This window comes from Microbacterium sp. LWO12-1.2 (assembly GCF_040675875.1).
GTDB lineage: Bacteria > Actinomycetota > Actinomycetes > Actinomycetales > Microbacteriaceae > Microbacterium.
Genome location: NZ_JBEGII010000001.1, coordinates 1,208,204 through 1,232,058 on the forward strand (window position 1 = coordinate 1,208,204; position 23,855 = coordinate 1,232,058).

The 23,855-nt window shown below is 67.3% G+C and carries 22 protein-coding genes and 1 tRNA gene; 18 read left to right on the forward strand and 5 right to left on the reverse strand.

The window, feature by feature from the left end:
• Position 1 precedes the first annotated feature (1 nt).
• The 4 genes from MRBLWO12_RS05720 to MRBLWO12_RS05735 are packed head-to-tail and all read left to right on the forward strand — an operon-like array spanning position 2 to position 4,364.
• Positions 2-1,915, forward strand: a complete 1,914-nt coding sequence (locus tag MRBLWO12_RS05720) for an acetyl/propionyl/methylcrotonyl-CoA carboxylase subunit alpha (RefSeq protein WP_363553540.1) — start codon at positions 2-4, stop codon at positions 1,913-1,915.
• Complete coding sequence (locus MRBLWO12_RS05725) at positions 1,915-3,063, forward strand: acyl-CoA dehydrogenase family protein (RefSeq protein WP_363558538.1); 1,149 nt, start codon at positions 1,915-1,917, stop codon at positions 3,061-3,063. Before MRBLWO12_RS05720 ends, MRBLWO12_RS05725 begins: the two co-directional genes overlap by 1 nt.
• 9 nt (positions 3,064-3,072) lie before the next feature.
• Entirely contained in the window at positions 3,073-3,561 is a 489-nt protein-coding gene (locus MRBLWO12_RS05730; RefSeq protein WP_363553542.1) for a MaoC family dehydratase, read from the forward strand.
• Positions 3,558-4,364, forward strand: a complete 807-nt coding sequence (locus MRBLWO12_RS05735) for an HpcH/HpaI aldolase/citrate lyase family protein (RefSeq protein WP_363553544.1) — start codon at positions 3,558-3,560, stop codon at positions 4,362-4,364. Before MRBLWO12_RS05730 ends, MRBLWO12_RS05735 begins: the two co-directional genes overlap by 4 nt.
• Before the next feature lie 52 nt (positions 4,365-4,416).
• Here the strand turns inward: MRBLWO12_RS05735 and MRBLWO12_RS05740 are convergent, their stop codons facing one another.
• Entirely contained in the window at positions 4,417-5,004 is a 588-nt protein-coding gene (locus tag MRBLWO12_RS05740; protein ID WP_363553546.1) for a histidine phosphatase family protein, read from the reverse strand.
• A complete protein-coding gene (locus MRBLWO12_RS05745; protein ID WP_414685508.1) occupies positions 5,001-5,816 on the reverse strand; it encodes a Sir2 family NAD-dependent protein deacetylase in 816 nt (271 codons plus the stop codon). Before MRBLWO12_RS05745 ends, MRBLWO12_RS05740 begins: the two co-directional genes overlap by 4 nt.
• A 137-nt stretch (positions 5,817-5,953) precedes the next feature.
• Here MRBLWO12_RS05745 and MRBLWO12_RS05750 point away from each other — a divergent pair, with 137 nt between their 5' ends.
• Positions 5,954-6,754: a TrmH family RNA methyltransferase gene (locus MRBLWO12_RS05750; protein WP_363553550.1), complete on the forward strand. Its 801-nt coding sequence runs from the start codon at positions 5,954-5,956 to the stop codon at positions 6,752-6,754.
• A 4-nt stretch (positions 6,755-6,758) separates the two neighbouring features.
• Here the strand turns inward: MRBLWO12_RS05750 and MRBLWO12_RS05755 are convergent, their stop codons facing one another.
• Entirely contained in the window at positions 6,759-7,586 is an 828-nt protein-coding gene (locus MRBLWO12_RS05755; RefSeq protein ID WP_363553552.1) for an SGNH/GDSL hydrolase family protein, read from the reverse strand.
• 148 nt (positions 7,587-7,734) lie between these two features.
• On the opposite strand from MRBLWO12_RS05755, the gene MRBLWO12_RS05760 reads away from it, so the two are divergent.
• The 3 genes from MRBLWO12_RS05760 (at position 7,735) to MRBLWO12_RS05770 (ending at position 12,281) form a co-directional block, all read left to right on the forward strand.
• Entirely contained in the window at positions 7,735-9,477 is a 1,743-nt protein-coding gene (locus MRBLWO12_RS05760) for a DEAD/DEAH box helicase (protein WP_363553554.1), read from the forward strand.
• Positions 9,478-9,631: 154 nt separating this feature from the next.
• On the forward strand, positions 9,632-10,729 hold the full coding sequence (locus MRBLWO12_RS05765) for a VIT1/CCC1 transporter family protein (protein WP_363553556.1): 1,098 nt from the start codon (positions 9,632-9,634) through the stop codon (positions 10,727-10,729).
• Positions 10,730-11,246: 517 nt separating this feature from the next.
• On the forward strand, positions 11,247-12,281 hold the full coding sequence (locus MRBLWO12_RS05770) for an integrase core domain-containing protein (RefSeq protein ID WP_363553558.1): 1,035 nt from the start codon (positions 11,247-11,249) through the stop codon (positions 12,279-12,281).
• On the opposite strand, the gene MRBLWO12_RS05775 is transcribed toward MRBLWO12_RS05770, so the two are convergent.
• Positions 12,263-12,345: transfer RNA gene (locus MRBLWO12_RS05775), tRNA-Leu, on the reverse strand. The two genes, MRBLWO12_RS05770 and MRBLWO12_RS05775, sit on opposite strands and share 19 nt — an antisense overlap.
• A gap of 111 nt (positions 12,346-12,456) precedes the next feature.
• Between MRBLWO12_RS05775 and MRBLWO12_RS05780 the strand changes: the two genes are divergently transcribed.
• Entirely contained in the window at positions 12,457-13,752 is a 1,296-nt protein-coding gene (locus MRBLWO12_RS05780) for a M20/M25/M40 family metallo-hydrolase (protein ID WP_363553560.1), read from the forward strand.
• Between the two features lie 53 nt (positions 13,753-13,805).
• On the forward strand, positions 13,806-14,630 hold the full coding sequence (locus tag MRBLWO12_RS05785) for an undecaprenyl-diphosphate phosphatase (protein ID WP_363553562.1): 825 nt from the start codon (positions 13,806-13,808) through the stop codon (positions 14,628-14,630).
• Between the two features lie 112 nt (positions 14,631-14,742).
• Here MRBLWO12_RS05785 and MRBLWO12_RS05790 read toward each other — a convergent pair whose 3' ends face one another.
• Positions 14,743-15,591, reverse strand: a complete 849-nt coding sequence (locus MRBLWO12_RS05790) for a PAC2 family protein (RefSeq protein WP_363553564.1) — start codon at positions 15,589-15,591, stop codon at positions 14,743-14,745.
• An 81-nt stretch (positions 15,592-15,672) separates the two neighbouring features.
• On the opposite strand from MRBLWO12_RS05790, the gene MRBLWO12_RS05795 reads away from it, so the two are divergent.
• Genes MRBLWO12_RS05795 through MRBLWO12_RS05830 form a run of 8 tightly spaced genes read left to right on the forward strand, consistent with a single transcriptional unit; the run spans position 15,673 to position 23,844 of the window.
• Positions 15,673-16,365: an HAD family hydrolase gene (locus MRBLWO12_RS05795; RefSeq protein ID WP_414685509.1), complete on the forward strand. Its 693-nt coding sequence runs from the start codon at positions 15,673-15,675 to the stop codon at positions 16,363-16,365.
• A complete protein-coding gene (locus tag MRBLWO12_RS05800) occupies positions 16,362-17,381 on the forward strand; it encodes a tRNA (adenine-N1)-methyltransferase (protein ID WP_363553568.1) in 1,020 nt (339 codons plus the stop codon). The genes MRBLWO12_RS05795 and MRBLWO12_RS05800 overlap by 4 nt, the downstream gene beginning before the upstream one ends.
• A gap of 10 nt (positions 17,382-17,391) precedes the next feature.
• Entirely contained in the window at positions 17,392-18,306 is a 915-nt protein-coding gene (locus MRBLWO12_RS05805) for a hypothetical protein (protein WP_363553570.1), read from the forward strand.
• Complete coding sequence (locus MRBLWO12_RS05810; RefSeq protein WP_363553572.1) at positions 18,306-19,295, forward strand: helix-turn-helix transcriptional regulator; 990 nt, start codon at positions 18,306-18,308, stop codon at positions 19,293-19,295. Before MRBLWO12_RS05805 ends, MRBLWO12_RS05810 begins: the two co-directional genes overlap by 1 nt.
• A complete protein-coding gene (locus MRBLWO12_RS05815; RefSeq protein WP_363553574.1) occupies positions 19,292-20,275 on the forward strand; it encodes a helix-turn-helix transcriptional regulator in 984 nt (327 codons plus the stop codon). Before MRBLWO12_RS05810 ends, MRBLWO12_RS05815 begins: the two co-directional genes overlap by 4 nt.
• A gap of 45 nt (positions 20,276-20,320) precedes the next feature.
• Positions 20,321-20,557, forward strand: a complete 237-nt coding sequence (gene tatA, locus MRBLWO12_RS05820) for a twin-arginine translocase TatA/TatE family subunit (RefSeq protein ID WP_363553576.1) — start codon at positions 20,321-20,323, stop codon at positions 20,555-20,557.
• Between the two features lie 57 nt (positions 20,558-20,614).
• A complete protein-coding gene (tatC, locus tag MRBLWO12_RS05825; protein ID WP_363553577.1) occupies positions 20,615-21,373 on the forward strand; it encodes a twin-arginine translocase subunit TatC in 759 nt (252 codons plus the stop codon).
• Complete coding sequence (locus tag MRBLWO12_RS05830) at positions 21,370-23,844, forward strand: DEAD/DEAH box helicase (RefSeq protein ID WP_363553579.1); 2,475 nt, start codon at positions 21,370-21,372, stop codon at positions 23,842-23,844. Before tatC ends, MRBLWO12_RS05830 begins: the two co-directional genes overlap by 4 nt.
• Positions 23,845-23,855 lie beyond the last annotated feature (11 nt).

Below are 23,855 nucleotides of genomic sequence, written 5' to 3' on the forward strand. Positions count from 1 at the left end.
CATGACTGACCAACTGTTCCACACCGTTCTCGTCGCGAATCGCGGAGAGATCGCGCGACGGGTGATCCGTACGCTGCGCAACCTCGGGATCCGCAGCGTCGCGGTCTACAGCGATGCGGATGCCGCGGCGCCGCATGTCCGCGAGGCGGATGTCGCCGTGCGCATCGGTCCGGCCCCGGCTTCGGAGTCCTACCTCGACATCGCCGCCGTCATCGCCGCGGCGAAGAGCACCGGCGCGCAGGCCATCCACCCTGGCTACGGATTCCTGTCGGAGAGCGTCGGATTGGCGCAGGCCTGCGCGGCTGCGGGGATCGTATTCATCGGCCCCGACGTCACGGCTCTCGAGGTGATGGGCGACAAGGCGAGGGCCCGCGCGCACGTCGTTCAGCACGGCGTCCCTGTTGTGCCCGGTTTCGACGCCTCCGGCCTGTCGGATGCACAGATCGCGGTCGAGGCCGACCGCGTCGGCTACCCCCTGCTCGTCAAGCCCAGTGCGGGTGGCGGCGGTAAGGGTATGGAGGTCGTCACGGGTGCCGAAGGGCTCGCGTCGGCACTCGCGTCGGCCCGTCGTGTCGCTTCGGCATCGTTCGGCGATGACGCACTGATCCTCGAACGGCTGATCCGACGTCCGCGCCACATCGAGGTGCAGGTGTTCGGCGATCGACTGGGCACCGTCCTCGCCCTCGGCGAGCGGGAGTGCACGCTGCAGCGCCGGCACCAGAAAGTCATCGAGGAGGCACCCTCCGCGGGGCTGGCGGACGGGACGAGGGAGCGTCTGCTCGCCACGGCGGTGCGTGCCGCCGAGAGCGTCGCATACGTCGGAGCGGGCACCGTGGAGTTCCTGGTCGACGCGGACGCGCCGGACGAGGTGTTCTTCATCGAGATGAACACGCGCCTGCAGGTGGAGCATCCGGTCACCGAGCAGGTGACCGGTCTCGACCTCGTCGCACTTCAGGTCAGGGTGGCCGCCGGCCTACCGCTCGACATCGTCCCGTCCGTGCAAGGACATGCCGTCGAGGCGCGCATCTATGCGGAGTCTCCGGAGCGTGGCTTCCTTCCCTCCACGGGGACGATCCTGCGCTTCGACCCGCCGGCCGGTGTCCGTGTGGATGCCGCGATCGAGAGCGGGAGTGAGGTCACCGGATTCTACGATCCGATGATCGCGAAGGTCATCGCCACCGCCGAAGACAGGGCGACGGCGCTGGCGCTCCTCGACTCCGCACTGGCACACACAGTAGTGCTCGGCGTCGACACCAACATCGCCTTCCTGCGCCGGCTCTGCCGCAACGAACGAGTCGTCGCCGGAGATCTGGACACCGGGCTGATCGAGACACTGCTGCCGGTCGCTCCGACACCGCCCACTGCGGCGATGCTCAGCGCCGCTGCCGGTGCGGTCCAGTGGGCATCCGAACCACTGCGGACGAGCCCGCTCTGGCGTGAGCTGCCGGGTTGGCGGTCGGGGGCCGCGTCTGTCGAACCTCCGCGGCCGCAGTTCGTCACCGACGATGACCAGCTGCTCGCCGTCGAGATCGGCCGTGAGCACACTGACGGGAGAGTCCAGACCGCGGTCGACGCTGAGGGGGCGGTGTGGGTCGCTCAGGACGGGATCACCGCACGCCTGCGTCCGCTGGATCGGCGCGCCGTGATGCGACGCCGGCTGTCCGCCTCGCAGGCCGACAGCGGAGTGCGAAGTCCGGAAGGCCGCGCGCCCATGCCGGGGAGCGTCGTCGCGGTGCATGTCGACGAGGGATCAACGGTCGTGGCGGGCACTCCGCTCGTCTCGATCGAGGCGATGAAGATGGAGCACCAGGTGCTCGCACCGCAGGACGGCACGGTGCACCTTCTGGTGTCGGTGGGAGAGCAGGTCCGGCGCGACCAAGCGGTCGCCCGCGTGATGACGGAGGAGAGTCGATGATGGAAGAGCTGACCGAGGAGGAGCGCGAGCTCGCCGGGATGGTGCGCGAGTTCGCCGAGACGGTCGTCGCACCGCAGTCCTACGAGGCCGATCGCACCCATACGCTCTCGATGGACGTCGTGGGCCAGATGGGCGACCTCGGGCTGTTCGGTCTGCCGTTCTCGGAGGAGTACGGCGGGCAGGGCGGCGACTATATGGCGCTCGGCATCGCGATCGAGGCGCTCGGCCGCGTGGACCAGTCCATCGCGATCACGCTCGAGGCAGGGGTGAGCCTGGGGGCGATGCCGGTGTACCGGTTCGGCACCGAGGAGCAGAAGCGATCGCTGCTCCCTGATCTGCTCGCGGGGCGTGCTCTTGCCGGGTTCGGCCTCACGGAGCCGGAGGCCGGGAGCGACGCCGGAGCGACCCGCACGACAGCCCGTCTGGATGGCGACGAGTGGGTGATCGACGGATCGAAGCAGTTCATCACGAACTCCGGCACCCCGATCACGAGGTTCGTGACGGTGACGGCCGTGACGGGCAATGTGGACGGCCGCAAGGAGATCTCCACGATCATCGTTCCCAACGGGACCCCGGGGTTCACGGTCGAAGCGCCGTACGACAAGGTCGGTTGGAACGCCTCCGACACACATCCGCTCACCTTCGACGGGGCACGAGTCCCGGCAGCGAACCTTCTGGGAGCGCGCGGGACCGGGTTCCGGAACTTCCTCAGCATTCTCGACGAGGGCCGCATCGCGATCGCGGCGCTGGCCACCGGAGCAGCAGAGGGCTGCCTCGAGGCCTCTGTCGAGTATGCGAAGAGCCGGACGATCTTCGGCAGCGCGTTGAGCACGCGCCAGAACGCACAGTTCACGCTCGCCCGGATGCGCGCCAGAGTACACACGGCACGACTCGCCTGGCACCATGCGGCGCGGCTCCGCGACGCCGGGCGTCCCTTCGCCGAGCAGGCGGCGATCGCCAAGCTGGTCGCAGGCGAAGCGGCGATGGACAACGCCCGCGATGCCACCCAGATCTTCGGTGGCAACGGCTTCATGAACGAGTTCCCGGTGGCCCGTCACTACCGCGACTCGAAGATCCTGGAGATCGGCGAGGGGACCACGGAGGTCCAGCTGCTCATCATCGCGCGCGGTCTCGGGCTCGCCGGGTAGCGTGGCAGCATGACGCAGGACATCATCCAGCGGGGGCTCTACTACGAGGAGTTCGTGGTCGACGCTCGCTACCTCCACCGGCCGGGACGCACGGCCACAGAGGCCGACAACGTGCTGTTCACCACCTTGACGATGAACACGCAGGCTCTCCATCTCGACGCGGCGTTCGCCGACGCCCAGGAGCCGTTCCACGCGCGCCTGATGAACTCGATGTGGACGCTCTCCACGATGGTCGGCGCATCGGTCGGGCAGCTCACGCAGGGGACCCTCGTCGCTCAGCTCGGCTTCGGTGAGATCGCGTTCCCGAAGCCGTTGTTCGCCGGTGACACCCTCTACACCGAGAGCATCGTGCTCGATAAGCGACTCTCCTCCTCCCGTCCGGGACAGGGGATCGTCCGTATCGCGCACACCGGCCGCAACCAGCATGACACGGTGGTGGCCACCGCGACCCGGTCCGTCCTCGTTCATACTCTCCCCGAAGGGACCCCTGCACCATGACGTTCGCGCTCGGACCCGCGATCCTGTTCTGCCCCGCCGATCGCCCTGAAAGATTCCGTACCGCTCTCGACCGCGCGGATGCGGTGATCCTCGATCTGGAGGACGCGGTACTGCCGGCGGCGAAAGCGACTGCCCGCGGCAACCTGATCGATGCGGACATCGATCCCGATCGCGTGATCGTGCGAGTGAATGCGCCGGGCACCGAGGCGTTCGTGTCGGATCTCGCGACGTTGAGCCAGACCGATTTCCGCACCGTGATGGTCGCGAAGACCGAGGCCCCGGAGAGCCTTGCATCGTTCGACCCGCGCTTCTCGCTGATCGCGCTCTGCGAGACCGCGCGCGGTGTCCACGCTGCGGACCGCATCGCCGCGCATCCGCAGGTGGTCGCCCTGATGTGGGGAGCGGAGGATCTCGTCGCCTCGATCGGAGGCACATCGAGTCGTCGGGCTGACGGGGCGTATCGCGATGTGGCCCGCTACGCGCGGGCACGCGTTCTGATCGAAGCCGGCGCACACGGGAAGCGCGCCATCGACGCCGTGCACATCGACATCGACGACGTGAACGGTCTGGCGCTGGAGGCGACGGATGCCGCGGCCTCCGGTTTCACCGCGACGGCCTGCATCCATCCGAGCCAGGTTCCGGTGATCCGAGCGGCCTACCGGCCTGACGAGAAGACTCTCGCCTGGGCACGTGCAGTGCTCGTGGCGGCAGAGCAGGAGCGGGGGGTGTTCCGCTTCCAGGGCCGGATGGTCGACGAACCCGTTCTCCGGCATGCCCGCTCCGTCGTGTCGCGCGAGGCCTGACTCCGGTCCGCACAAGTGACCCGGCTGGTCGATCCAGCGGGCCAGTCCTCGATCAGAGGACCGGCGACTCCTCGAGCAGCCGCAGGTATCCGGGGGCCGCGACGAAACGATGTGCCGAGCCGTTCTGCAGGACTTGCCCGTCACGGGGGAGTGTTCCGCCGGAGACATGATCGATCACGGCGCGGATCACTCCGCCGTGGGCGACGACGATGACCGACTCTGCGCGCGGTGCGGAGCGGCGGCGTGCCTCGCGGGCGATGGCGTGCAGGGCATCGATCGCCCGTTCGCCGACGTCGTGCAGGGACTCGGCGCCGGGCACCTCGGCATGCCAGTCCCCGTAGGCCTTGATGTAGTCGGGAACGAGCATGCCCTCGCCCTCGCCGAACTCACGCTCACGGATGTCGGGGACGACACCGGTGACTTCGAGCCCCAGTCGCTCCGCGATGATCTCCGCGGTCTCCTTCGCCCGCAGCAGCGGGCTGGTGTAGACGGCATGATGCGTGTCGCCAGCGAGCTTCTCCGCCGCCGACCTGGCGTCGGCACGTCCGGTCTCGTTGAGCGGGATGTCGGTGGAGCCCTGAATGCGCTTCGCGAGGTTCCAGTCGGTCTGGCCGTGCCGGACGAGAGTGAGCAGAGTCATCGAAGAAGCTCCTGAAGTGCGGGGAGCACGTCGCTGGTGCCGGCGGCGATGGTGACATCGGCCCAGACATCCGCGCGCGTCGGCTCGCGATTGACGATGATCAGGGGGATGCTGCGTCGGCGCGCACGCTCCACCAGCCGCACGCCCGAGTTCACGACGAGCGAGGACCCGGCGACGATCAGCGCGGAGCTGGCGCGCAGCAACGATTCGGCTGCGCGGAAGCGGTCCTGCGGAACGTACTCGCCGAAGAAGACGACGTCCGGCTTCAGCATGCCTTCGCACACGGTGCACACCGGGATGACGAACCCCTCGGTCGACTCCGGGAGGACATCGCCGTCCGGTGCCAGTGCGACATTCTCGGGGACCGTGATCCAGGGGTTGAGCTCCTCGATCTGCACGGCCACGTCGCGGCGATCGAACACCTGACCGCAGTGCAGGCAGAGCACACGACGCATGGTGCCGTGCACCTCGATGACGTGGGAGCTGCCGGCCCGCAGATGCAGGCCGTCGACGTTCTGCGTGATCACTCCGGAGACGAGGCCCGAGGCCTCCATCTCGGCGAGGGCCGTGTGACCGGCATTCGGTCCGGCCTGCGCGAACGCCTTCCAACCGAGATGGCCGCCGACCCAATACCGTCGTCGAGCGGCTTCATCACCCAGGTAGGTCTGGATCGTCATCGGGTCGCTGCGCGTCCTGGCGCCTTCACCGCGATACGCGGGGATACCGGAATCGGTGGAGATGCCGGCACCTGTCAGGAGGGCGATGCGCTTTCCGCGCAGCAGCTCTGCAGCGTGGGCGATGGTGGCCGACATCTCGGCAGAATTCGACACGCTCACAGGACCTCCTCGAGCGAGTCTACGGTGCGGAGGGAGGTCGGGCCCACGACCTCGACGCCGTCTCCGGAAGAAGCGGTGCGGGGTGGCACGCTCGCGATGGCAGAGTGGACCCCGTGGAACTGCAGCGTGTGACCGACCCCGATGACCGACGCCTCGATGACTACCGCGGCCTCACCGACACGGCTCTGCGTGCACTGTCGGAGCCATCGGGTGGGCTGTACATCGCGGAGTCGACGAAGGTGATCGCCCGCGCTGTCGCGTCCGGTCATCGCCCACGCTCCGTGCTGGTGCAGGAGCGTCGGGTGGACGACATCCGCCAGATCGTCGGCGATTTCGACGTGCCGGTCTACGTCGTCCCCGACGAGGTCGCCGAGGCGGTGACGGGTTTCGCCGTGCACCGGGGGACCATCGCGTCCATGCACCGCCCGGCGCTGCCGCCCGTGCGCGACGTCCTCGAAGGCGCGTCCCTCGTGCTGATCCTGGAGAACATCGGCGATCACACGAACGTGGGTGCCGCCTTCCGCGCAGCTGCGGGGCTCGGCGCGGATGCAGTGCTCGTGTCGCCCGGTGGGGCGGACCCGCTCTACCGCCGCAGCGTCCGGGTGAGCATGGGCACCGTGTTCCAGGTGCCGTGGACGCGCATCACGGACTGGGAGACCGCCATCGCCGATCTCCACGCCGCAGGCTTCGACATCGCGGCGCTGGCACTGCGCGATGATGCGGTGACGCTCGACGTCTACGCCGCCGATCGCCCCGAACGCGTGGCCCTGGTCATGGGGTCTGAGGGCGACGGCCTCTCGCGAGAGGCGATGGCGGGCGCGGACACGATCGTCACGATCCCGATGTCCGGTGGGGTCGACTCGCTCAACGTGGCATCCGCGGCAGCGGTCGCACTCTGGTCGATGAAGAGCTGACCGCTCAGTCCTGCTCTGGCAGGAACACCGGCGACGGCTCAGGGCGCTTGGCGGCGAGGTTGTCGCCCGAAGACTGGTGCCGGAGGCGGCGCAGCACCCACGGGACCAGGTGCTCCCGCGCCCAGCCGAGGTCGCCGGCGCGCGCCTCCCGCCACGTGCGCACCGGTATCGGCTCCGGCTGCATGGCTTCGAGGTCGTTCGGAACGTTCAACGCGCGCAGCGCCATGCGGGCGACCTCGTGGTGGCCCAATGCGTTGTAGTGCAGCCGGTCGTCATCGAAGAAGCGGGGATCCTGCACGACCTTGAGCGCCCATTGGTCGGCGACGATGCAGTCGTGACGCTCCGCGATGGCCCGCACGTTCTCGTTGTAGATCGCTACCTTGCCGCGGAACGCGCGGAAGACCGGGGTGAAGGCCGTGTCGATGCCCGTGAAGAGAAGGATCGCAGCGCCCGTCGATGACAGGCGCGTGACGGCGTCTTCCAGTTGCTCGGCGATCGCGTCCGGGTCGGTTCCCGGGCGGATCACGTCGTTGCCTCCGGCGCAGATCGAGACGAGATCAGGGTGCAGGGCGACGGCCGGTTCGATCTGGTCGGCGACGATCTGGGCGATGAGCTTTCCACGCACCGCGAGGTTCGCATAGGCGAAGTCGTCCACCTGCTGTCCGAGGACCTCGGCGACGCGGTCTGCCCAGCCCCGGTGTCCTCCGGGACTGCGCGGGTCGGGGTCGCCGATCCCTTCGGTGAACGAGTCCCCGATCGCCACGAAACGGCGCCAGGGGTGGGGTGCATCGTTGTCGACGTACGGGGTCCGAGTCGAATCCTGGTCGGTCATCCAGCTCTCCTTCGCGAACGTTCTGCGGCGCGGTGGTGACCGCGGCGCAGTGTCAGAGCCTACCTGCAGGCGCACGTCCGGGGGAGGGGCACGCGCGGGAACCGCGGCGAGTGATCCAGTGTCCTCGGCAGCGATTATCGTGGAGTCGATGCTCTCACCGTCCTTTCCTCAGCGCGCCCCTTGGGGAACCGCGAACAAGCTGCGCGCCTGGCAGCAGGAGGCCCTCGAACAGTACTTCGCGGCGGATCAACGCGACTTCCTCGTCGCCGCCACGCCCGGTGCAGGCAAGACCACGTTCGCACTCACCCTCGCTGTCGAGCTCATGCGCATGGGCGAGGTCAACCGCATCATCGTGGTGGCCCCCACCGAGCATCTCAAGACGCAATGGGCCGACGCGGCAGCGCGTGTGCACATCCGCCTCGACCCCCGCTTCCGCAACAGCGACTGGGCGCCCGCCCGCCACTATCACGGGGCGGTCGTGACGTACGCGCAGGTGGCCGCGAAGTCGTCGGTGCACCGGCACCTGACAGAAGACGCCCAGACACTCGTGATCCTCGACGAGGTCCACCACGGCGGTGACGCGCTCAGCTGGGGCGACGCCATCCGAGACGCCTACGGTCCCGCGAAGCGGCGTCTGCTCCTTTCCGGCACACCGTTCCGCAGCGATACCGCACCGATCCCGTTCGTCGAGTACCACCCCGACGATTCCGGCGCACGCATCTCCCGCACGGACTACAACTACGGCTACGGTCGGGCCCTCGCCGACGGCGTCGTCCGCCCTGTGCTGTTCCACATGTACGCGGGCAAGATGCGCTGGCGCACGACGACGGGAGACGAGCTCGAGACGCACCTCGGCCAGGACAACACCAAGGATGTGACGTCGCAGGCCTGGCGGACGGCACTCGACCCGGAGGGGGACTGGATGCCGGCGGTGCTGTCCGCCGCCGACCGCCGTCTCACCGAGATCCGCCACCACGTTCCGGATGCCGGAGGGCTCGTGCTGGCGACCGATCAGACGGTCGCGCGCGCCTATGCCAAGATCCTGCACAGCATCACAGGCCAACAGCCGACGATCGTGCTCTCCGACGATGCGACCGCGTCGGAGCGGATCGAGAAGTTCAGCGCGAACGATGCCCGATGGATGGTCGCCGTGCGGATGGTCTCGGAGGGCGTCGACGTCCCGCGTCTCGCCGTCGGAGTGTATGCGACGTCCTCTTCGACTCCGCTGTTCTTCGCGCAGGCCATCGGCCGGTTCGTGCGCGCCCGGCGCCGTGGCGAGGCCGCCAGCGTCTTCCTCCCGCAGGTTCCCGTGCTCATGGGGCTCGCGAACGAGATGGACAAGCAGCGCGACCACGCGCTCGACCGTCAGTCGAGCGAAGAAGACGGCCTCGATGACTCGCTGCTCGAGAGCGCGAACCGCGAGGAGGAGACGTCGGATGCGCTGACCCAGGAGTTCAGCTATCAGGCACTCTCGTCGGTCGCCCACTTCGACAGGGTGGTTTTCGAAGGGCAGGAGTTCGGTCAGCTGGCCGAGCCGGGCACGCCTGAGGAAGAGGAGTTCATCGGCTTCCCTGGGCTTCTCGAGCCGGAGCACGTGCACGAGCTGCTCATGCAGCGGCAGTCTCGTCAGTCCCGCTTGAGAGAGGCGCGAGAGGCATCGGCCGGACCGACGGAGACGACGACGCTGCCGGCGCCGTTGCACCGAACCCTCAAGGAGCAACGCCAGCTTCTCAACAGCCTGGTCGGGCTGTACGCCCGCCAGAAGGGTGAGCCGCACGGTGCCGTGCATGCGGAGCTCCGCCGTATCTGCGGCGGACCGGCCGTCGCGCAGGCGACGGTGACACAGCTCCAGTCACGTATCGAGGTTCTCCGCAAGCGCGTGCGCGCCTGACGGCGCCGTCGGGAACGCTTCTGCACCGCTTGCGGGCGGCGCTTCGGATCCCCGAAATGCTGGCAATCCGCGTCTCAGCGGAGTGTGCGTGAGGCTTCCCGGCTAGCGTTGAACGGTTGCCCGCGCACCGGGCACGGTCACATCTGGAGGACCCATGACAGCCCCCGCTGCCGTTGAGCCGACCGCCGCCGATCGCCGGCGCTGGGCCCGCTATCTCGTCGAGGAACGTGCCGAAGGTTCCGTCTACCAGAAGCTCGCCGCGCGCAGGCAGGGCGAAGAACGGGACATTCTGCTGAACCTTGCGGATGCGGAACGCCGCCACGAGCAGCACTGGCTCGATCTGCTCGGCGGCGAGCCGAAGCGGCTGCCTCGTGCCGGTGTGCGTTCCCGCCTGCTCGGCTGGATGGCCGGACGGTTCGGGTCCATCTTCGTGCTCGCGCTCGCGCAGAGTGCGGAGGCGCGTTCGCCGTACGACGCGGAGCAGTACGCGACACCTGCGATGCGCGCCGACGAGAAGGTGCACTACGAGGTGGTCCGTGGTCTCGCCGCACGCGGGCGCCGACGCCTGTCCGGTTCCTTCCGGGCCGCGGTGTTCGGGGCGAACGACGGCCTCGTCAGCAACCTCGCTCTGGTGCTCGGCATCGGCGCGACGGGGGTGAGCTCCGGATTCGTGCTCTTCAGCGGGATCGCCGGGCTCCTGGCCGGAGCGCTGTCGATGGGAGCCGGCGAGTTCGTGTCGGTGCGTTCACAGCGAGAGCTGCTGGCAGCCACCGAGGCGAACGACGACGCGGCCGCCGCCGCGGGTGATCTCGACATCGACGAGAACGAGCTGGCTTTGGTCTACCGTGCCAGAGGGATGGATCAGGACGAGGCGTTGGAACGTGCCCGCGTCATCGTCGCCGCAGCGCAGGCGGGTGTGCGTCGCGCCGCCACCGGCCCTGTCCGCACACACGGGGGACACGACCACGACATCGTCGGCAGCGACTGGACGGCCGCGATCTCCAGCTTCCTCCTGTTCGCGTCCGGCGCGATCATTCCGGTGCTGCCGTGGATCTTCGGGCTGCAGGGAACGGCAGCCGTGGTCGTCGCGCTGATCCTGGTCGGAATCGCGCTGCTGACCACCGGTGCGATGGTCGGCATCCTGTCCGGGGGGCCGCCACTGCGTCGAGCGTTGCGCCAACTGGCGATCGGCTTCGGTGCGGCGGCCGTCACCTATCTCCTGGGACTGCTGTTCGGAGTCGGCGCGGTCTGAACAGCGGTGCGGCGAGGACCGTCCGTCGTCTGCGCTGCCAGGGCAGCGTTTTGCTCAGTGTTCTGCGAACCCCGCTGTCCGTGTCGCTGGAGGCCGATCCCGCTGCCGACATCACCGTGTACGCCTGCGATCGTGGGCGTACACGGATGCGGCGGCGTCAGCCGGCTGTTAACCAGAAGAAGGCCCCCTCTCGGGAGCCTTCTTCTTCTGTGCGCGGAGGGGTGTCTGGTTTCAGGACATCGTGAACGGGTGTCTCGGGACATCGTGAACAGTGCAGCTGGTGGCGCGGGCATGTCTCAGGACATCGTGAACGGTGGCCAAGTACGAGATCCTCATCACAGCCGTGACCGTTCAACACCTCTCCTACGGTGAGGTCGCCGCCCGGTACGGGGTCTCGAAAACGCTGGTCCATAAGCTTCATCACCGGTGGCTCGTCGAGGGAGATGCGGCGTTCGAGCCCCTCTCACGCCGGCCGCGGACGACGCCGAATCGGACTGCGGTCCCGACCCGTGAACGCGTGATCGCTCTGCGGGATGAGCTCATCGGCAACGGAGTGGATGCCGGGGCAGACACGATCGCAGAGCACCTCGCCCGCGAGGGCACTCTTCTCTCACGGACCACGATCTGGCGCATCCTGACCGCAGGAGGAAAGGTCACCCCACAACCCCAGAAGCGTCCCCGATCGTCCTGGCACCGGTTCACCGCGGACCGACCGAACGAACTCTGGCAATCCGACTTCACCCACATCACCCTCGCCGACGGCACCGATAGTGAAGTCATCGGCTGGATCGATGACCACTCTCGCTACGTGCTCCATCTCAGCGCTCACCGCCGCGTCACCGGCCGCACCGTGACCGACACCTTCAGCGAAACAGCAGCCCAGCACGGGTATCCCACCGCGACTCTCACGGACAACGGCATGGTCTACACCACCCGCCTCGCCCGCGGAGGACGCGGCAGAGGCGACGGCGCCGGCAACGGATTCGAGACTCTCCTCGCCACCCTCGGCATCACCCAGAAGAACGGCAAACCCTTCAAACCCACCACCCAAGGCAAGATCGAACGCTTCTGGCAGACCCTGAAGAAATACACCGACACGCACCCCGCAGCCACCCTGACCGAGCTGCAGGCCGCCCTCGACACGTTCCGCGACTACTACAACAACATCCGCCCGCACCGCGGCATCAACCGAAAGACCCCCACATTCGCCTACCAACTGATCCCGAAAGCCAGCCCACACCACCCGAAGACCCGAACACCTGGCGCGTCCGCTACGACACCATCGACAACGACGGCAAGATCACCCTCCGCCACCACGGAAGACTCCTCCACCTCGGCATCGGACGCGCTCACACCCGCACCGAGATCATCTGCCTCGTCCACAACGACGACGCCACGATCATCACCCTCAGCACCGGCGAACTCCTCGCCGAATTCACCCTCGACCCCACCAAGAACTACCAACGCAAAAACGGCTGAACCCCCGGAAACCGGGGGTTCAGCCGTTCACGATGTCCAGAGACATCACATCTGTGCGCGGAGGGGGACTTGAACCCCCACGCCCTTACGGGCACTACGACCTCAACGTAGCGCGTCTACCATTCCGCCACCCGCGCAGGTTTTGGATGATCGTTGCCGACCGAAGAATGACATTACCACGTCCTCCGCGGCCTCTCGAACCGAGGCGCACGCCCGGGCGTGGCGCGCGGCTTCGATAGCCTGGAGCCATGATTGATCCGTCCCTTCCGGAGGTCGTCCGCATCGCGAGCGACCTGATCCGCTTCGACACGTCCAACTTCGGCGGAGGCAATGCCAAGGGCGAGCGCGAGGCCGCGGAGTACGTCGGCACCTACCTCGAAGCGCTGGGGCTCGATGTCGAGTACTACGAGCCGATCCCTCGTCGGACCAACGTCATGGCTCGGATAGCGGGCCGTGATCGCTCGAAGCCCGCGCTGGTCGTGCACGGTCATCTCGACGTGGTCCCGGCGATGGCCGAGGAGTGGAGCGTCGACCCGTTCGCCGGTCTCGTGCGCGATGGGATGCTCTGGGGACGCGGAGCCGTCGACATGAAGAACATGAACGCGATGATCCTCACCGCGGTCGCCGAGATCCTTCGTGCCGGAGAACAGCCGGAGCGCGATCTGATCCTCGCCTTCTTCGCGGATGAGGAGAACGGCGGGGTGGAGGGGTCGGCGCTCGTCGTCAAGGACCGCCCCCAGTGGTTCGAGGGCGCCTGTTCGGCGATCAGCGAGGTCGGCGGCTACTCGATCACGGTCGACGATCGCCGCGCGTACCTGCTGCAGGTGGGTGAGAAGGCGTTGATCTGGATCCGCCTGGTCGCCAAGGGGCGTGCGGGCCACGGCAGCCGCCTGCACGAGGAGAACGCCGTGACGCGGCTGGCTGAGGCCGTGGCGGCGATCGGACGCACCCGGTGGCCCATCCGTCTCACCGCGACCACCACCGCGCTCCTGGAAGGCCTCAGCGCCCTCACCGGACGGGGCGTCGAGGACCCGGATGTTCTGGCCGCCGCGGCGGGACCCGCTGAGGCGTTCCTGCGCTCCTCGTTCCGCACGACGGCGAACCCGACGGCACTCACCGCAGGCTACAAGCACAACGTGATCCCCGAGCGAGCCGAGGCCCTGATCGATGTGCGCGTGATCCCCGGCACCGAGGATGACGTGCTGGCGGAACTGCAGCGCATCGTCGGTGACGACATCGTGATCGAGACCGTGGTTCGCGACATCGGCATGGAGACCCCGTTCGAGGGTGATCTCGTCGATGCGATGGTCGCGAGCATCGGCCGTCACGACCCGGGCGTTCCCGTGATCCCGTACCTGCTGGGGGCGGGCACCGACAACAAGGCGCTCGCAGCGCTCGGCATCACCGGTTACGGATTCGCGCCGCTCAAGCTCCCCGCCGACCTCGACTTCACGGGCATGTTCCACGGTGTCGACGAGCGCGTACCCGTAGAATCGCTTGTCTTCGGCCAGCGGGTGCTGACCGATCTGCTGCGCTCGTTCTGAGCGACGCAGGACCTCTCCCGCGCCGTCCTCGATCCAGAAGGCACCATCTCTCCATGCACCTGTTTGAAGCGCTCATCCTCGGCATCGTCCAGGGACTCACCGAGTTCCTGCCGATCTCGTCCAGCGCGCACCTGCGCATCCTCGGCACGTTCCTCCCCTCCGGCGAGGACCCGGGAGCGGCGTTCACCGCCATCACGCAGATCGGCACGGAAGCCGCGGTCGTCGTGTTCTTCTGGCGCGACATCGTGCGCATCATCGGACAGTGGTTCCGCTCGTTGGTCGGACGCGTGCCTCGTTCAGACCCGGATGCCCGTATGGGCTGGTTGATCATCATCGGCAGCATCCCGATCGTGCTGCTCGGGCTGCTGTTCCAGGACCAGATCGAGAGCGTGCTGCGGTCGCTGTGGATCGTCGCGATCATGCTCATCGTCTTCGGCATCCTGCTCGGAATCGCTGATCATGTCGGGGCCAAGCGCCGCAGCCTCAAGGACCTCACATACCCGGATGGCATCGCCTACGGTTTCGCCCAGGCGCTCGCGCTGATCCCCGGGGTCTCGCGCTCCGGCGGCACGATCACCATGGGACTTTTCCTCGGCTACGAACGCGCCGCCGCCGCCCGCTACGCGTTCCTGCTCGCGATCCCCGCCGTATTCGGCAGCGGCTTCTACCAGGTCTACAAGAGCTGGGGAGAGCCGTCGTTCTTCTCGTTCGGCGACACCCTGGCGGCCACCGGAATCGCATTCGTCGTGGCCCTCGGCGTGATCGCGTTCTTCATGAACTGGATCTCGAAGCGCAGCTTCCTGCCGTTCGTGATCTACCGGATCCTGCTCGGCACGACCCTGCTGATCCTGCTCGGCACCGGAGTCATCGCGGCCTGAGCGCGAGCCGGAGCATCCCCGCCTCATGAACGGCGGGGTGATGCTCAGCGCTTGCGGTCGCGGCCTGAGCGCGAGCCGGAGCATCCCCGCCTCATGAACGGCGGGGTGATGCTCAGCGCTTGCGGTCGCCGGGGCCGTCGTCGCGGCGGCGGAGGTAGCGCTCGAACGCCTGGGCGATGGCGTCGCCGGATGCTTCGGGGGAGTCCCACGTGTCGCGCGTGCGCTCGAGCTGGCGGATGTACTCGGCCATGTCCTCGTCGTCGGCCGCAGCGGCATCGATCGATGCCTCCCACGCGGCCGCCTCGGTACGCAGACCGTCGCGGGGAACGTCGACGCCCGTCAACTCCTCGAGCCGATCGAGGAGGGCGAGGGTGACCTTGGGAGACGGCGTCGCGGTGGCGACGTAGTGCGGAACGCTGGCCCACAGGCTTGCCGTCGGTATCCCGGCACTCTCGGCGAAATGCTCGAACACGCTGAGTATCCCGACGGGGCCTTCATAGAGAGACCGTTCGAGACCGTGAGCTTCGCGCACCTGCTCGTTCTGACTGGACGCGAAGATCGAGATCGGTCGGGTGTGCGGCACGTCCGAGAGCATGGCGCCGAGCGTCACGACTCCCGTGATGTCGTCGCGCAGGGCGACGTCGATGAACTCCGAGGCGAAGGCCTGCCAGGTTCTTGCCGGCTCGACACCGGTCAGAACCCAGAACTCCGGGCCCGGTGCCGGATCGCGCGGACGCCAGAGGCCCGCCTCGGGCCACTTGAGCTGACGTCGTCCCTCAGCATCCATCTGGCTCGAGGGACGTGTGTACTGGTAGTCGAAGTAGAGCTCGGGGTCGACAGAATGCACGAGCTCGTAGTCGTTCGCGGTGCGGAGAGCCTCGACGGCACCGCTCGCCCCTTCGCCGGCATCGTTCCAGCCGTCGAAGGCGACGATGACGATGCGCGAACCGAGAACATCCATCCGGGGCTCCCTCCGAGGTCGGGGACGTATCCCTCCAGGCTAGTCCGCGTGGGCCGGAAGTGGGCGGCGGCCCGGGCTACCATGGGTTCAGTGAGCAGACAGCCCCGCGCGGTCCTTTGGGACATGGATGGAACACTCGTCGACACCGAACCGTACTGGATGGCGGCGGAGACCACACTCGTCGAGTCGTTCGGAGGCACCTGGACTCACGAGGACGCACTCCAGCTGGTGGGCAACGGGCTCATCGACAGCGCGATCATCCTGCAGAAAGCCGGAGTCGACATGGAGGCCGAGGCGATCGTCTCCCTGCTCACAGACTCCGTGCAGGAGGCGCTGCGCACCCAGGGCGTGCCCTTCCGTCCCGGAGCGAGGGAGCTGCTCACCGACCTCAAGGCGGCAGGTATCCCCACCGCGCTGGTGACGATGTCTCTCCGCCGCATGGCTCTCGGCGTCGTCGAACTGATCGATTTCGACGCCTTCGAGCTCGTGGTCGCCGGCGATGACGTCGAGAACCCGAAGCCGCACCCGGAGCCGTATCTGCAGGCCGCCGCACTGCTGGACGTCGACATCACCGACGCGATCGTCATCGAGGACTCGCCGACCGGTCTGCGTGCCGGAATCGCCTCCGGGGCCGTCACGCTGGGCGTGCCCCACATCGTCTCGCTCGACGACGTGGGTGCTCACGAGCTCTGGCCGACGCTCGAGGGACGCAGCGCCGCCGACCTCATCGACCTCTTCGACCGACAGAACGCCACGCAGGGAGCCACCCGATGACCGATACCCGTGCGCAGCGACCGAGCGGTCCATTCCGCGAAGGCGATCGTGTGCAGCTGACCGGCCCGAAGGGCCGTCTGCACACCGTCACGCTTCGTGAGGACGGAGAACTGCACACGCATCAGGGCGTGCTGCGCCATCGTGATCTGATCGGTCTTCCCGACGGTTCGGTGCTGGCCAACAGCTCCGGTCACGAGTACCTCGCGCTGCGGCCCCTGCTCCGCGACTTCGCGATGTCGATGCCCCGTGGTGCAGCGATCATCTACCCGAAGGACGCCGCGCAGATCGTCATGCAGGCCGATATCTTCCCCGGAGCCACCGTGGTGGAGGCCGGGGTGGGCTCCGGGGCGCTGTCGCTCTCGCTGCTGCGCGCGATCGGTTCGGACGGGAAGCTGATCTCCTTCGAGCGACGCGAAGACTTCGCCGACGTCGCCCGTGGCAACGTCGAGACCTTCTTCGGCGGAACGCCCGAAACTTGGAGCGTGGTCGTCGGAGATCTGCTCGAAGCTCTTCCGATCCAGGCAGAGCCCGGCAGCGTCGACCGCGTCGTGCTCGACATGCTTGCGCCCTGGGAGTGCATCGACGTCGTCGCCGACGCCCTCACCCCCGGCGGGGTCGTGCTCTGCTACGTCGCGACGGCCACACAGTTGTCCCGTGTCGCGGAGTACATCAGGGCGACCGGCCTGTTCACCGAGCCGGATGCATCGGAGACCATGGTGCGCGGCTGGCACGTCGAGGGGCTCGCGGTACGCCCGGATCACCGGATGGTCGCCCACACGGGCTTCCTGATCACGGCACGCCGACTCGCTCCGGGGGCGATCGCCCCGTCCGTGAAGCGACGTGCGTCGAAGAGCAGCTACGGCGATGACGATGTCGAGCAGTGGACCCCCGGCGCCGTCGGCGATCGTGAGATCAACGACAAGAACCTGCGCAAGCGCGCACGGGAGGCGGCCCGAGCTGCCGAGGGGGCGCGCCTGGCGGCCACATCGCGCGAATCGGACCAGCCGACGGAATAGACTGGAGCGCGTGCGTAAAACGTCCGCCGTTCTGGCCACTCTCAGCCTCGCCGTCCTCGCCCTGACCGGGTGCACCGCCGCGCCGTCCTTCGATGGTGCCGCTTGCGATCGTGCCGCCGACGGCGACAGCGTCCTGAACGCCGCTACGGTCACCGGCGACATCGGATCCGAGCCCGACGTAGAGGTGTTCAGCCCGGTCAAGGTCAAGGAGACCTCGTTCGCCGATGTCACCGTCGGCGATGGTCTCGCGCTGACGTCGGACTTCCAGCCCCTCGTGATGGACATCGCCTTCTACGGGGGCAAGAGCGGCGACAAGCTCTACGCCTCGGAATTCAACGGCGACCTCAGCCGTGTCAACAACATCGATTTCTGGGCGCAGAAGTCAGCAGGCCTGGCAGACGTGCTGCAGTGCGCGACCGGTGGCAGCCGTGTGCTCGCGGTGCTCACGCCCGAGGACTTCGGCGCTCAGAACGTCGAGGGTTTCGGACTCGCCAAGGACGAGAACGTCGTGGCAGTGATCGATGTGCTCGATGTGTACCCCACGCGGGCATCCGGTGCGCTGCAGTTCAACGACGCCGGAGGACTGCCCACCGTGGTCCGTGCCGTCGACGGCACGCCGGGGATCATCATCCCGGACAGCGCTGCTCCGACGAAGCCCGTCACCCAGACGCTGATCAAGGGTGACGGTGCGGCCGTCAAGCAGGGTGACATGCTCGTCACGAACGTCATGGCTGTCAACTGGGACGACAAGACCGTCGCCACGAACACGTGGGGTGCCACCGCGAGCATGGGTGCCGCCGCGAAGGAACTCGTCGGTGCCACGGTCGGTTCCCAGCTCCTCGTCGTGATCCCCGCCGCTGAGGGCAACGTCGCGACCGCTGTGGTCGTCGACATCCTCGGCATCGTGCCGGCCGCCACGCAGTGATGGCTGCCCGGATACCCGCGGAGGAGCGCCTGACGAATCTCGTCGTGGCGCTGATGGCCACGGAGATCGGGCTCACCAAGCAGCAGATCCTCGACAACGTCTCCGGGTACCGCCAGCGTGCGAACGCCGGGACGCGGTCGGATGCGCTGGAGAAGATGTTCGAGCGCGACAAGGAAGAACTGCGTTCCCTCGGCGTCCCGATCGAGACGATCGGCGACGCCGCGGATCCCAACGATCTCCGTGAGGCGCGCTACCGCATTCCCCAGGCCGAGTACGACCTCCCCAGCGACATCGAGTTCACCCCGGCTGAGCTCGCGGTGCTCCGTCTGGCCGGCAGCGTCTGGAGCGCCGAGTCGGCATCCGGCGATGCGCAGTCGGGAGTGCGCAAGATCCGGGCACTGGGCATCGACGGGGATGAGCCGATCATCGGATTCGCGCCGCGCATCACCGCTCAGGACCCTGCTTTCGCGCCCCTGCAGGCTGCGATCGAGAAGAGCCGCGTGGTGTCGTTCGACTATCTGAAGCCGGGGGAGGAGGCGCCGCGGCGTCGCACGATCAGGCCTCTTGCGCTGGTCGACTACGAAGCCCGCTGGCATGTCTTCGGCATCGACGTCGCCGTCGATGAGGACCGTACCTTCCTGCTCGGGCGGATCGTCGGTGATGTCACGACGGCATCGACAACCTTCGACGCGGCTCTCCGCGACGGTGCGGGGGAGCGGGCTCTCACCGGGCTCGCCCGGGTGGCGGCCGAGAACTCGGCGCTGCTCGAGATCACCCCGGGAACAGAGGCCGCACTGCGACTCGGGCGGCGTGCACGCCCCGCGGCCCAGGGAATCCTCGTACCGTTCGTGGATCTGCACATCCTGGCCGACGAACTCGCGTCGTACGGTCCCGAGGTGCGCGTCGTCGAACCGGCATCGCTACGCGACGAGGTCGTCGCGCGCCTGCTGGCCGTGGTCGACGCGCACGATGAGAGAGGCGCTCGATGATGGCCCAGCCGAAGCCTCTGCTCGCAGCCGATCGCGTCCGCCTCTACCTCACGCTCGTTCCCTACCTGCTCGAGCATGGCCAGGTCTCCCTCGCGGAGGCCGCTGCGGAGTTCGGCGTCTCGCCACGCGAGATGCGTGCCATGGTCGAGAAGCTCACCGTGATCGGCCTTCCGGGAGAGTCCGGGTTCTGGCAGCAGCCGCAGGAGATGTTCGACATCAACTGGGACCTGTTGGACCAGGAGGATGTCATCGAGATCACCAATGACGTCGCGCTGCGTCGAGTGCCACGGTTCACCGCCCGCGAGGCCGCGGCGTTGCTGGCCGGACTGCAGATGGTGGCCGCTGTGCCCGCGGTGTCGGACTCTGGACTGGTCGCCGGTCTGATCTCCAAGCTCTCCCGCGGTGCGGCCGATGCGCCGGCCGATGTCGTGGTCGCCCCCGGCGCTGTCGACGTGGTCCGCGAGGCCGTGTCGCGCGGGGTGCAGGAGGGACGAGCCGTCTCGTTCACCTACCAGGCGCCGGATGCCGAGCCCACCACCCGGACCGTCGATCCCGTGCAGATCCTCATCACCAATGCGCAGTGGTATCTGCAGGGCTGGTGCCATCTGCGTCAGGCGATGCGCACGTTCCATCTCGACCGGGTGAGCGATCCGCACCTCACGGACATCCCGATAACGCATGCGGGAGAGCACGTGCCAGAAGCATTCGCGAGCCTCGATGACGAGCGCGAGGTCACCGTTCGACTGCCCGAACGGCTCGCGCCGCTGCTCGGGGACTTCCTCACCGCAGCGAACCATGAGACCCAGGCCGGTGCCCTGACCGCCCGACTGCACCTCGCGGATCCCCGCGGGATCAAGCGTCTCGCGGCGCGATTCGGCGGACGCATGGAAGTGCTGGATCCGCCGATCGCACGCAACGCTGCGCGGGAGTGGGCGGCATCCGGACTCGCGCTCTATCGCCAGCCCGATACGAACGATTGATCTGTAGACTGATACGAATCGCCCACCGACGACGGGATAATTCACATGTTCGCTGGAATGCAAGGCTGGCACCTGCTGATCGTGCTCGCTGTCATCCTTCTCCTGTTCGGGGCAGCGAAGCTCCCGGCGCTCGCGAAGAGCATGGGCCAGTCGGCTCGCGTCTTCAAGGGCGAGATGAAGGCCATGAAGGAAGAAGACGCTGACCGCACGGACAGTGTCGCTGTCGAGCCCACCACGGTGAAGGACTCGGGAACCACCCCTGAGACCCCGCCCCGGGCCTGACCGCCCGTGGTAGCCATCGAGCCGACCCGGGAGACGAAGGCGGGTCGGGATCGGCGGATGTCGCTGGGCGCGCATCTCGTCGAGCTTCGCAAGCGCTTGATGTTCGCTGCATTGGCGCTACTGGTCGGAATGGTCGTCGCGTTCATCATCGCCGATCCGGTCATCCACCTCATCACGGAACCCATCCGCATCATCACGGAGAAGCGCGGTGATCAGTTCAGCGCGCTGAACTTCGGCACGATCACCTCTGCGTTCGACATGCGGATGCGCATCGCGTTCTCCATCGGACTCTTCCTCTCGGCCCCGGTGTGGCTCTGGCAGGTCTGGGCGTTCATCATGCCCGGTCTCACCCGCAAGGAGATCAGGTACACGATCGGCTTCGTCGCCGCCGCTGTGCCCCTCTTCTTCGCCGGCTGCTACCTCGGCATCATGATCATGCCGCACGTCATCGAACTCATGTGGAGCTTCACTCCTGAAGGAGGCACGAACTTCTATCAGGCACAGGAGTACTACGACTTCATCTTCAAGCTGATGATCGTGATCGGTATCTCGTTCGTGCTCCCCGTCTTCCTCGTGGCGCTCAATCTGGCCGGCATCATGTCCGGGCGGGCCATCCTCAAGGGCTGGCGGGTCGCCATCGTGATCGCGACGGTTTTCGCCGCACTCGCGACGCCCGCGGCCGACGTCGTCAGCATGCTGATGCTCGCGGGCATCCTGATCGTGCTCTTCTTCGCGGCGGCAGGACTCTCCCTCATCTTCGACCGGCGTAAGCGCAAGCGGGATGCCGCCAGCGGGATTCTGCCTGACCCCGTATGAGCTCACCCTCGGAACGGTACGCCGCAGCGCGCGAAGCGGCGGACAATCCTGAGACGGTGGCGTTCGCGGCGCGACAGAAGTTCGAGCTCGACCCCTTCCAGGTGGCTGGTTGCCATGCGTTGGAGCGCGGACGCAGCGTTCTGGTCGCCGCGCCGACCGGGGCAGGCAAGACGATCGTCGGCGAGTTCGCGATCCATCTCGCCATGCAGACGCCGAATCAGAAGGCGTTCTACACGACGCCGATGAAGGCACTCTCGAATCAGAAGTTCCGTGAACTCGTCGAGGTCTACGGTGCCGAGAACGTCGGGCTGCTCACGGGTGACACCAACATCAACGGCAACGCACGCATCGTGGTGATGACCACCGAGGTGCTGCGCAACATGATCTACGCCGATTCCGCGGCACTTCGGGACCTGCGCTATGTCGTGATGGACGAGGTGCATTACCTCGCCGATCGCTTCCGCGGTGCCGTGTGGGAAGAAGTCATCATCCACCTGCCACAGCACGTGCGGCTGGTCTCGCTGAGCGCCACGGTCTCGAATGCCGAGGAGTTCGGCGACTGGCTCGACACAGTGCGAGGCGACACCGAGGTGATCGTCTCCGAGATCCGCCCGGTGCCTCTGGAGCAGCATGTGCTCGTGCGCGATGACCTGCTTCCCCTCTTCGACGACAGGGCAGGCATCGCGACCGCTCAGGTGAACCAGGAGCTGATGCGCATCAGGTCCTTCACCGGCTCGCACTACGAGAACAACCGGCGAGCACAGTCGTATGTAAGCGATCGTCATGCCGGTCGGCAGGCCAAACGTCCGGAGCGCGGAGGGCGACGGCCCGTGCGTTCCGCGAACGTGCGGCGGATCGAGCGCATGGACCGCCCGGACGTCGTGCGCCTGCTCGAGCGCGCCAACCTGCTCCCGGCGATCTTCTTCATCTTCAGCCGGGTCGGGTGCGATGCCGCCGTGCAGCAGGTGCGACGCTCCGGCATCCGGCTCACGACCACGGAGGAGCGTGCGGAGATCCGTGCCCTCGTGGAGGAGCGCACGCGCACCCTGCAGGAGGAGGATCTGGGCGTCCTCGGTTACTGGGACTGGCTCGACAACCTCGAGCGTGGTGTCGCCGCGCACCATGCCGGACTGCTTCCAGCCTTCAAGGAGGTCGTCGAGGAACTCTTCCGACGCAAACTCGTGAAGGCGGTCTTCGCGACGGAGACACTCGCTCTCGGCATCAACATGCCGGCGCGGACCGTCGTGCTCGAGAAGATGGAGAAGTTCAACGGCGAGGCACGCGTCGCGATCACCTCGGGCGAGTACACGCAGCTGACCGGCCGCGCCGGACGCCGCGGGATCGACGTCGAGGGACACGCGGTCGTGCAGTGGACCGAGGGGATGGATCCGCAGGCCGTCGCCGCGCTCGCGTCTCGACGGACCTATCCGCTGAACTCCAGCTTCCGGCCGACGTACAACATGGCCGTCAACCTGATCGATCTGTTCGGGAAGCCTCGCGCGCGACAGGTTCTCGAATCCTCATTCGCGCAGTTCCAGGCCGACCGCTCCGTCGTGGGCCTCGCGAGGCAGGTTCGCGAAGCAGAGGGCTCGCTGGCCGGCTATGAGAAGTCCATGGCCTGCGAGCACGGAGATTTCCCCGAGTACGCAGCCATCAGACGCGAGCTGAGTGATCTGGAGAAGAAGAACAGACAAGACTCCCAGGCTCCTCGGGCCTCCCGGGAGAAGCGGATGAAACGGATCCAGTCGCTGCGCACGAGCATGCAGCGCCACCCCTGCCACCGGTGCCCCGATCGCGAGTCGCATGCTCGGTGGGCGGAGCGGTACTGGAAGCTCAAGCGGCAGACCGACCGCATCCGTCGGCAGATCGAGACCCGCACCGGCACCGTTGCACGCGTCTTCGACCGGGTTGTGGAGGTGCTCGAGACTCTCGACTATCTCGGTGAGGAAGACGGCAGGACCGTTCTCACGGAAGACGGCCGCACGATGCGTCGCATCTATGGCGACCGCGACCTTCTCGTGGCCGAGTCACTGCGCCAGAACCTGTGGAAGGGTCTCGACGCGCCCTCGCTCGCGGCGATGGCCTGCTGCCTGGTCTATGAGCCGCGCAGAGACGAGGCCAACTCGGGGGAGCGAGGGTTGCCCCGAGGTTCGTTCCGGGCCGCCTACGAGAAGACGACCACGTTGTGGGCGGAGCTGGACGACCTGGAGAAGGACCACCATCTGCCGGGGACGGAGCCGCTCGCAGCCGGTCTGGCAGGTCCCATGCACGCCTGGGCGCGCGGAGGAATGCTCGACCAGGTGCTGGTCGATGCGGACATGTCCGCGGGTGATTTCGTGAGGTGGGCGAAGCAGACCATCGATCTGCTCGATCAGCTGTCGATCGTGGCCGAGGACGGTGCCCTCGCCCGCACGGCACGCCTGGCGCTCGACGGTGTCCGTCGTGGCATCGTCGCCTATTCCTCGATGTGAGAATAGGAGGG

What these genes read in the sequence shown, in the direction of transcription:
- MRBLWO12_RS05720 (WP_363553540.1), top strand. Translation starts at nt 2, where the DNA reads ATGACTGACCAACTGTTCCACACCGTTCTCGTCGCGAATCGCGGAGAG.
- MRBLWO12_RS05725 (WP_363558538.1), top strand. Translation starts at nt 1,915, where the DNA reads ATGGAAGAGCTGACCGAGGAGGAGCGCGAGCTCGCCGGGATGGTGCGC.
- MRBLWO12_RS05730 (WP_363553542.1), top strand. Translation starts at nt 3,073, where the DNA reads ATGACGCAGGACATCATCCAGCGGGGGCTCTACTACGAGGAGTTCGTG.
- MRBLWO12_RS05735 (WP_363553544.1), top strand. Translation starts at nt 3,558, where the DNA reads ATGACGTTCGCGCTCGGACCCGCGATCCTGTTCTGCCCCGCCGATCGC.
- MRBLWO12_RS05740 (WP_363553546.1), bottom strand. Translation starts at nt 5,004, where the DNA reads ATGACTCTGCTCACTCTCGTCCGGCACGGCCAGACCGACTGGAACCTC.
- MRBLWO12_RS05745 (WP_414685508.1), bottom strand. Translation starts at nt 5,816, where the DNA reads ATGTCGGCCACCATCGCCCACGCTGCAGAGCTGCTGCGCGGAAAGCGC.
- MRBLWO12_RS05755 (WP_363553552.1), bottom strand. Translation starts at nt 7,586, where the DNA reads ATGACCGACCAGGATTCGACTCGGACCCCGTACGTCGACAACGATGCA.
- MRBLWO12_RS05760 (WP_363553554.1), top strand. Translation starts at nt 7,735, where the DNA reads ATGCTCTCACCGTCCTTTCCTCAGCGCGCCCCTTGGGGAACCGCGAAC.
- MRBLWO12_RS05765 (WP_363553556.1), top strand. Translation starts at nt 9,632, where the DNA reads ATGACAGCCCCCGCTGCCGTTGAGCCGACCGCCGCCGATCGCCGGCGC.
- MRBLWO12_RS05780 (WP_363553560.1), top strand. Translation starts at nt 12,457, where the DNA reads ATGATTGATCCGTCCCTTCCGGAGGTCGTCCGCATCGCGAGCGACCTG.
- MRBLWO12_RS05785 (WP_363553562.1), top strand. Translation starts at nt 13,806, where the DNA reads ATGCACCTGTTTGAAGCGCTCATCCTCGGCATCGTCCAGGGACTCACC.
- MRBLWO12_RS05790 (WP_363553564.1), bottom strand. Translation starts at nt 15,591, where the DNA reads ATGGATGTTCTCGGTTCGCGCATCGTCATCGTCGCCTTCGACGGCTGG.
- MRBLWO12_RS05795 (WP_414685509.1), top strand. Translation starts at nt 15,673, where the DNA reads ATGGGTTCAGTGAGCAGACAGCCCCGCGCGGTCCTTTGGGACATGGAT.
- MRBLWO12_RS05800 (WP_363553568.1), top strand. Translation starts at nt 16,362, where the DNA reads ATGACCGATACCCGTGCGCAGCGACCGAGCGGTCCATTCCGCGAAGGC.
- MRBLWO12_RS05810 (WP_363553572.1), top strand. Translation starts at nt 18,306, where the DNA reads ATGGCTGCCCGGATACCCGCGGAGGAGCGCCTGACGAATCTCGTCGTG.
- MRBLWO12_RS05815 (WP_363553574.1), top strand. Translation starts at nt 19,292, where the DNA reads ATGATGGCCCAGCCGAAGCCTCTGCTCGCAGCCGATCGCGTCCGCCTC.
- tatA (WP_363553576.1), top strand. Translation starts at nt 20,321, where the DNA reads ATGTTCGCTGGAATGCAAGGCTGGCACCTGCTGATCGTGCTCGCTGTC.
- tatC (WP_363553577.1), top strand. Translation starts at nt 20,615, where the DNA reads ATGTCGCTGGGCGCGCATCTCGTCGAGCTTCGCAAGCGCTTGATGTTC.
- MRBLWO12_RS05830 (WP_363553579.1), top strand. Translation starts at nt 21,370, where the DNA reads ATGAGCTCACCCTCGGAACGGTACGCCGCAGCGCGCGAAGCGGCGGAC.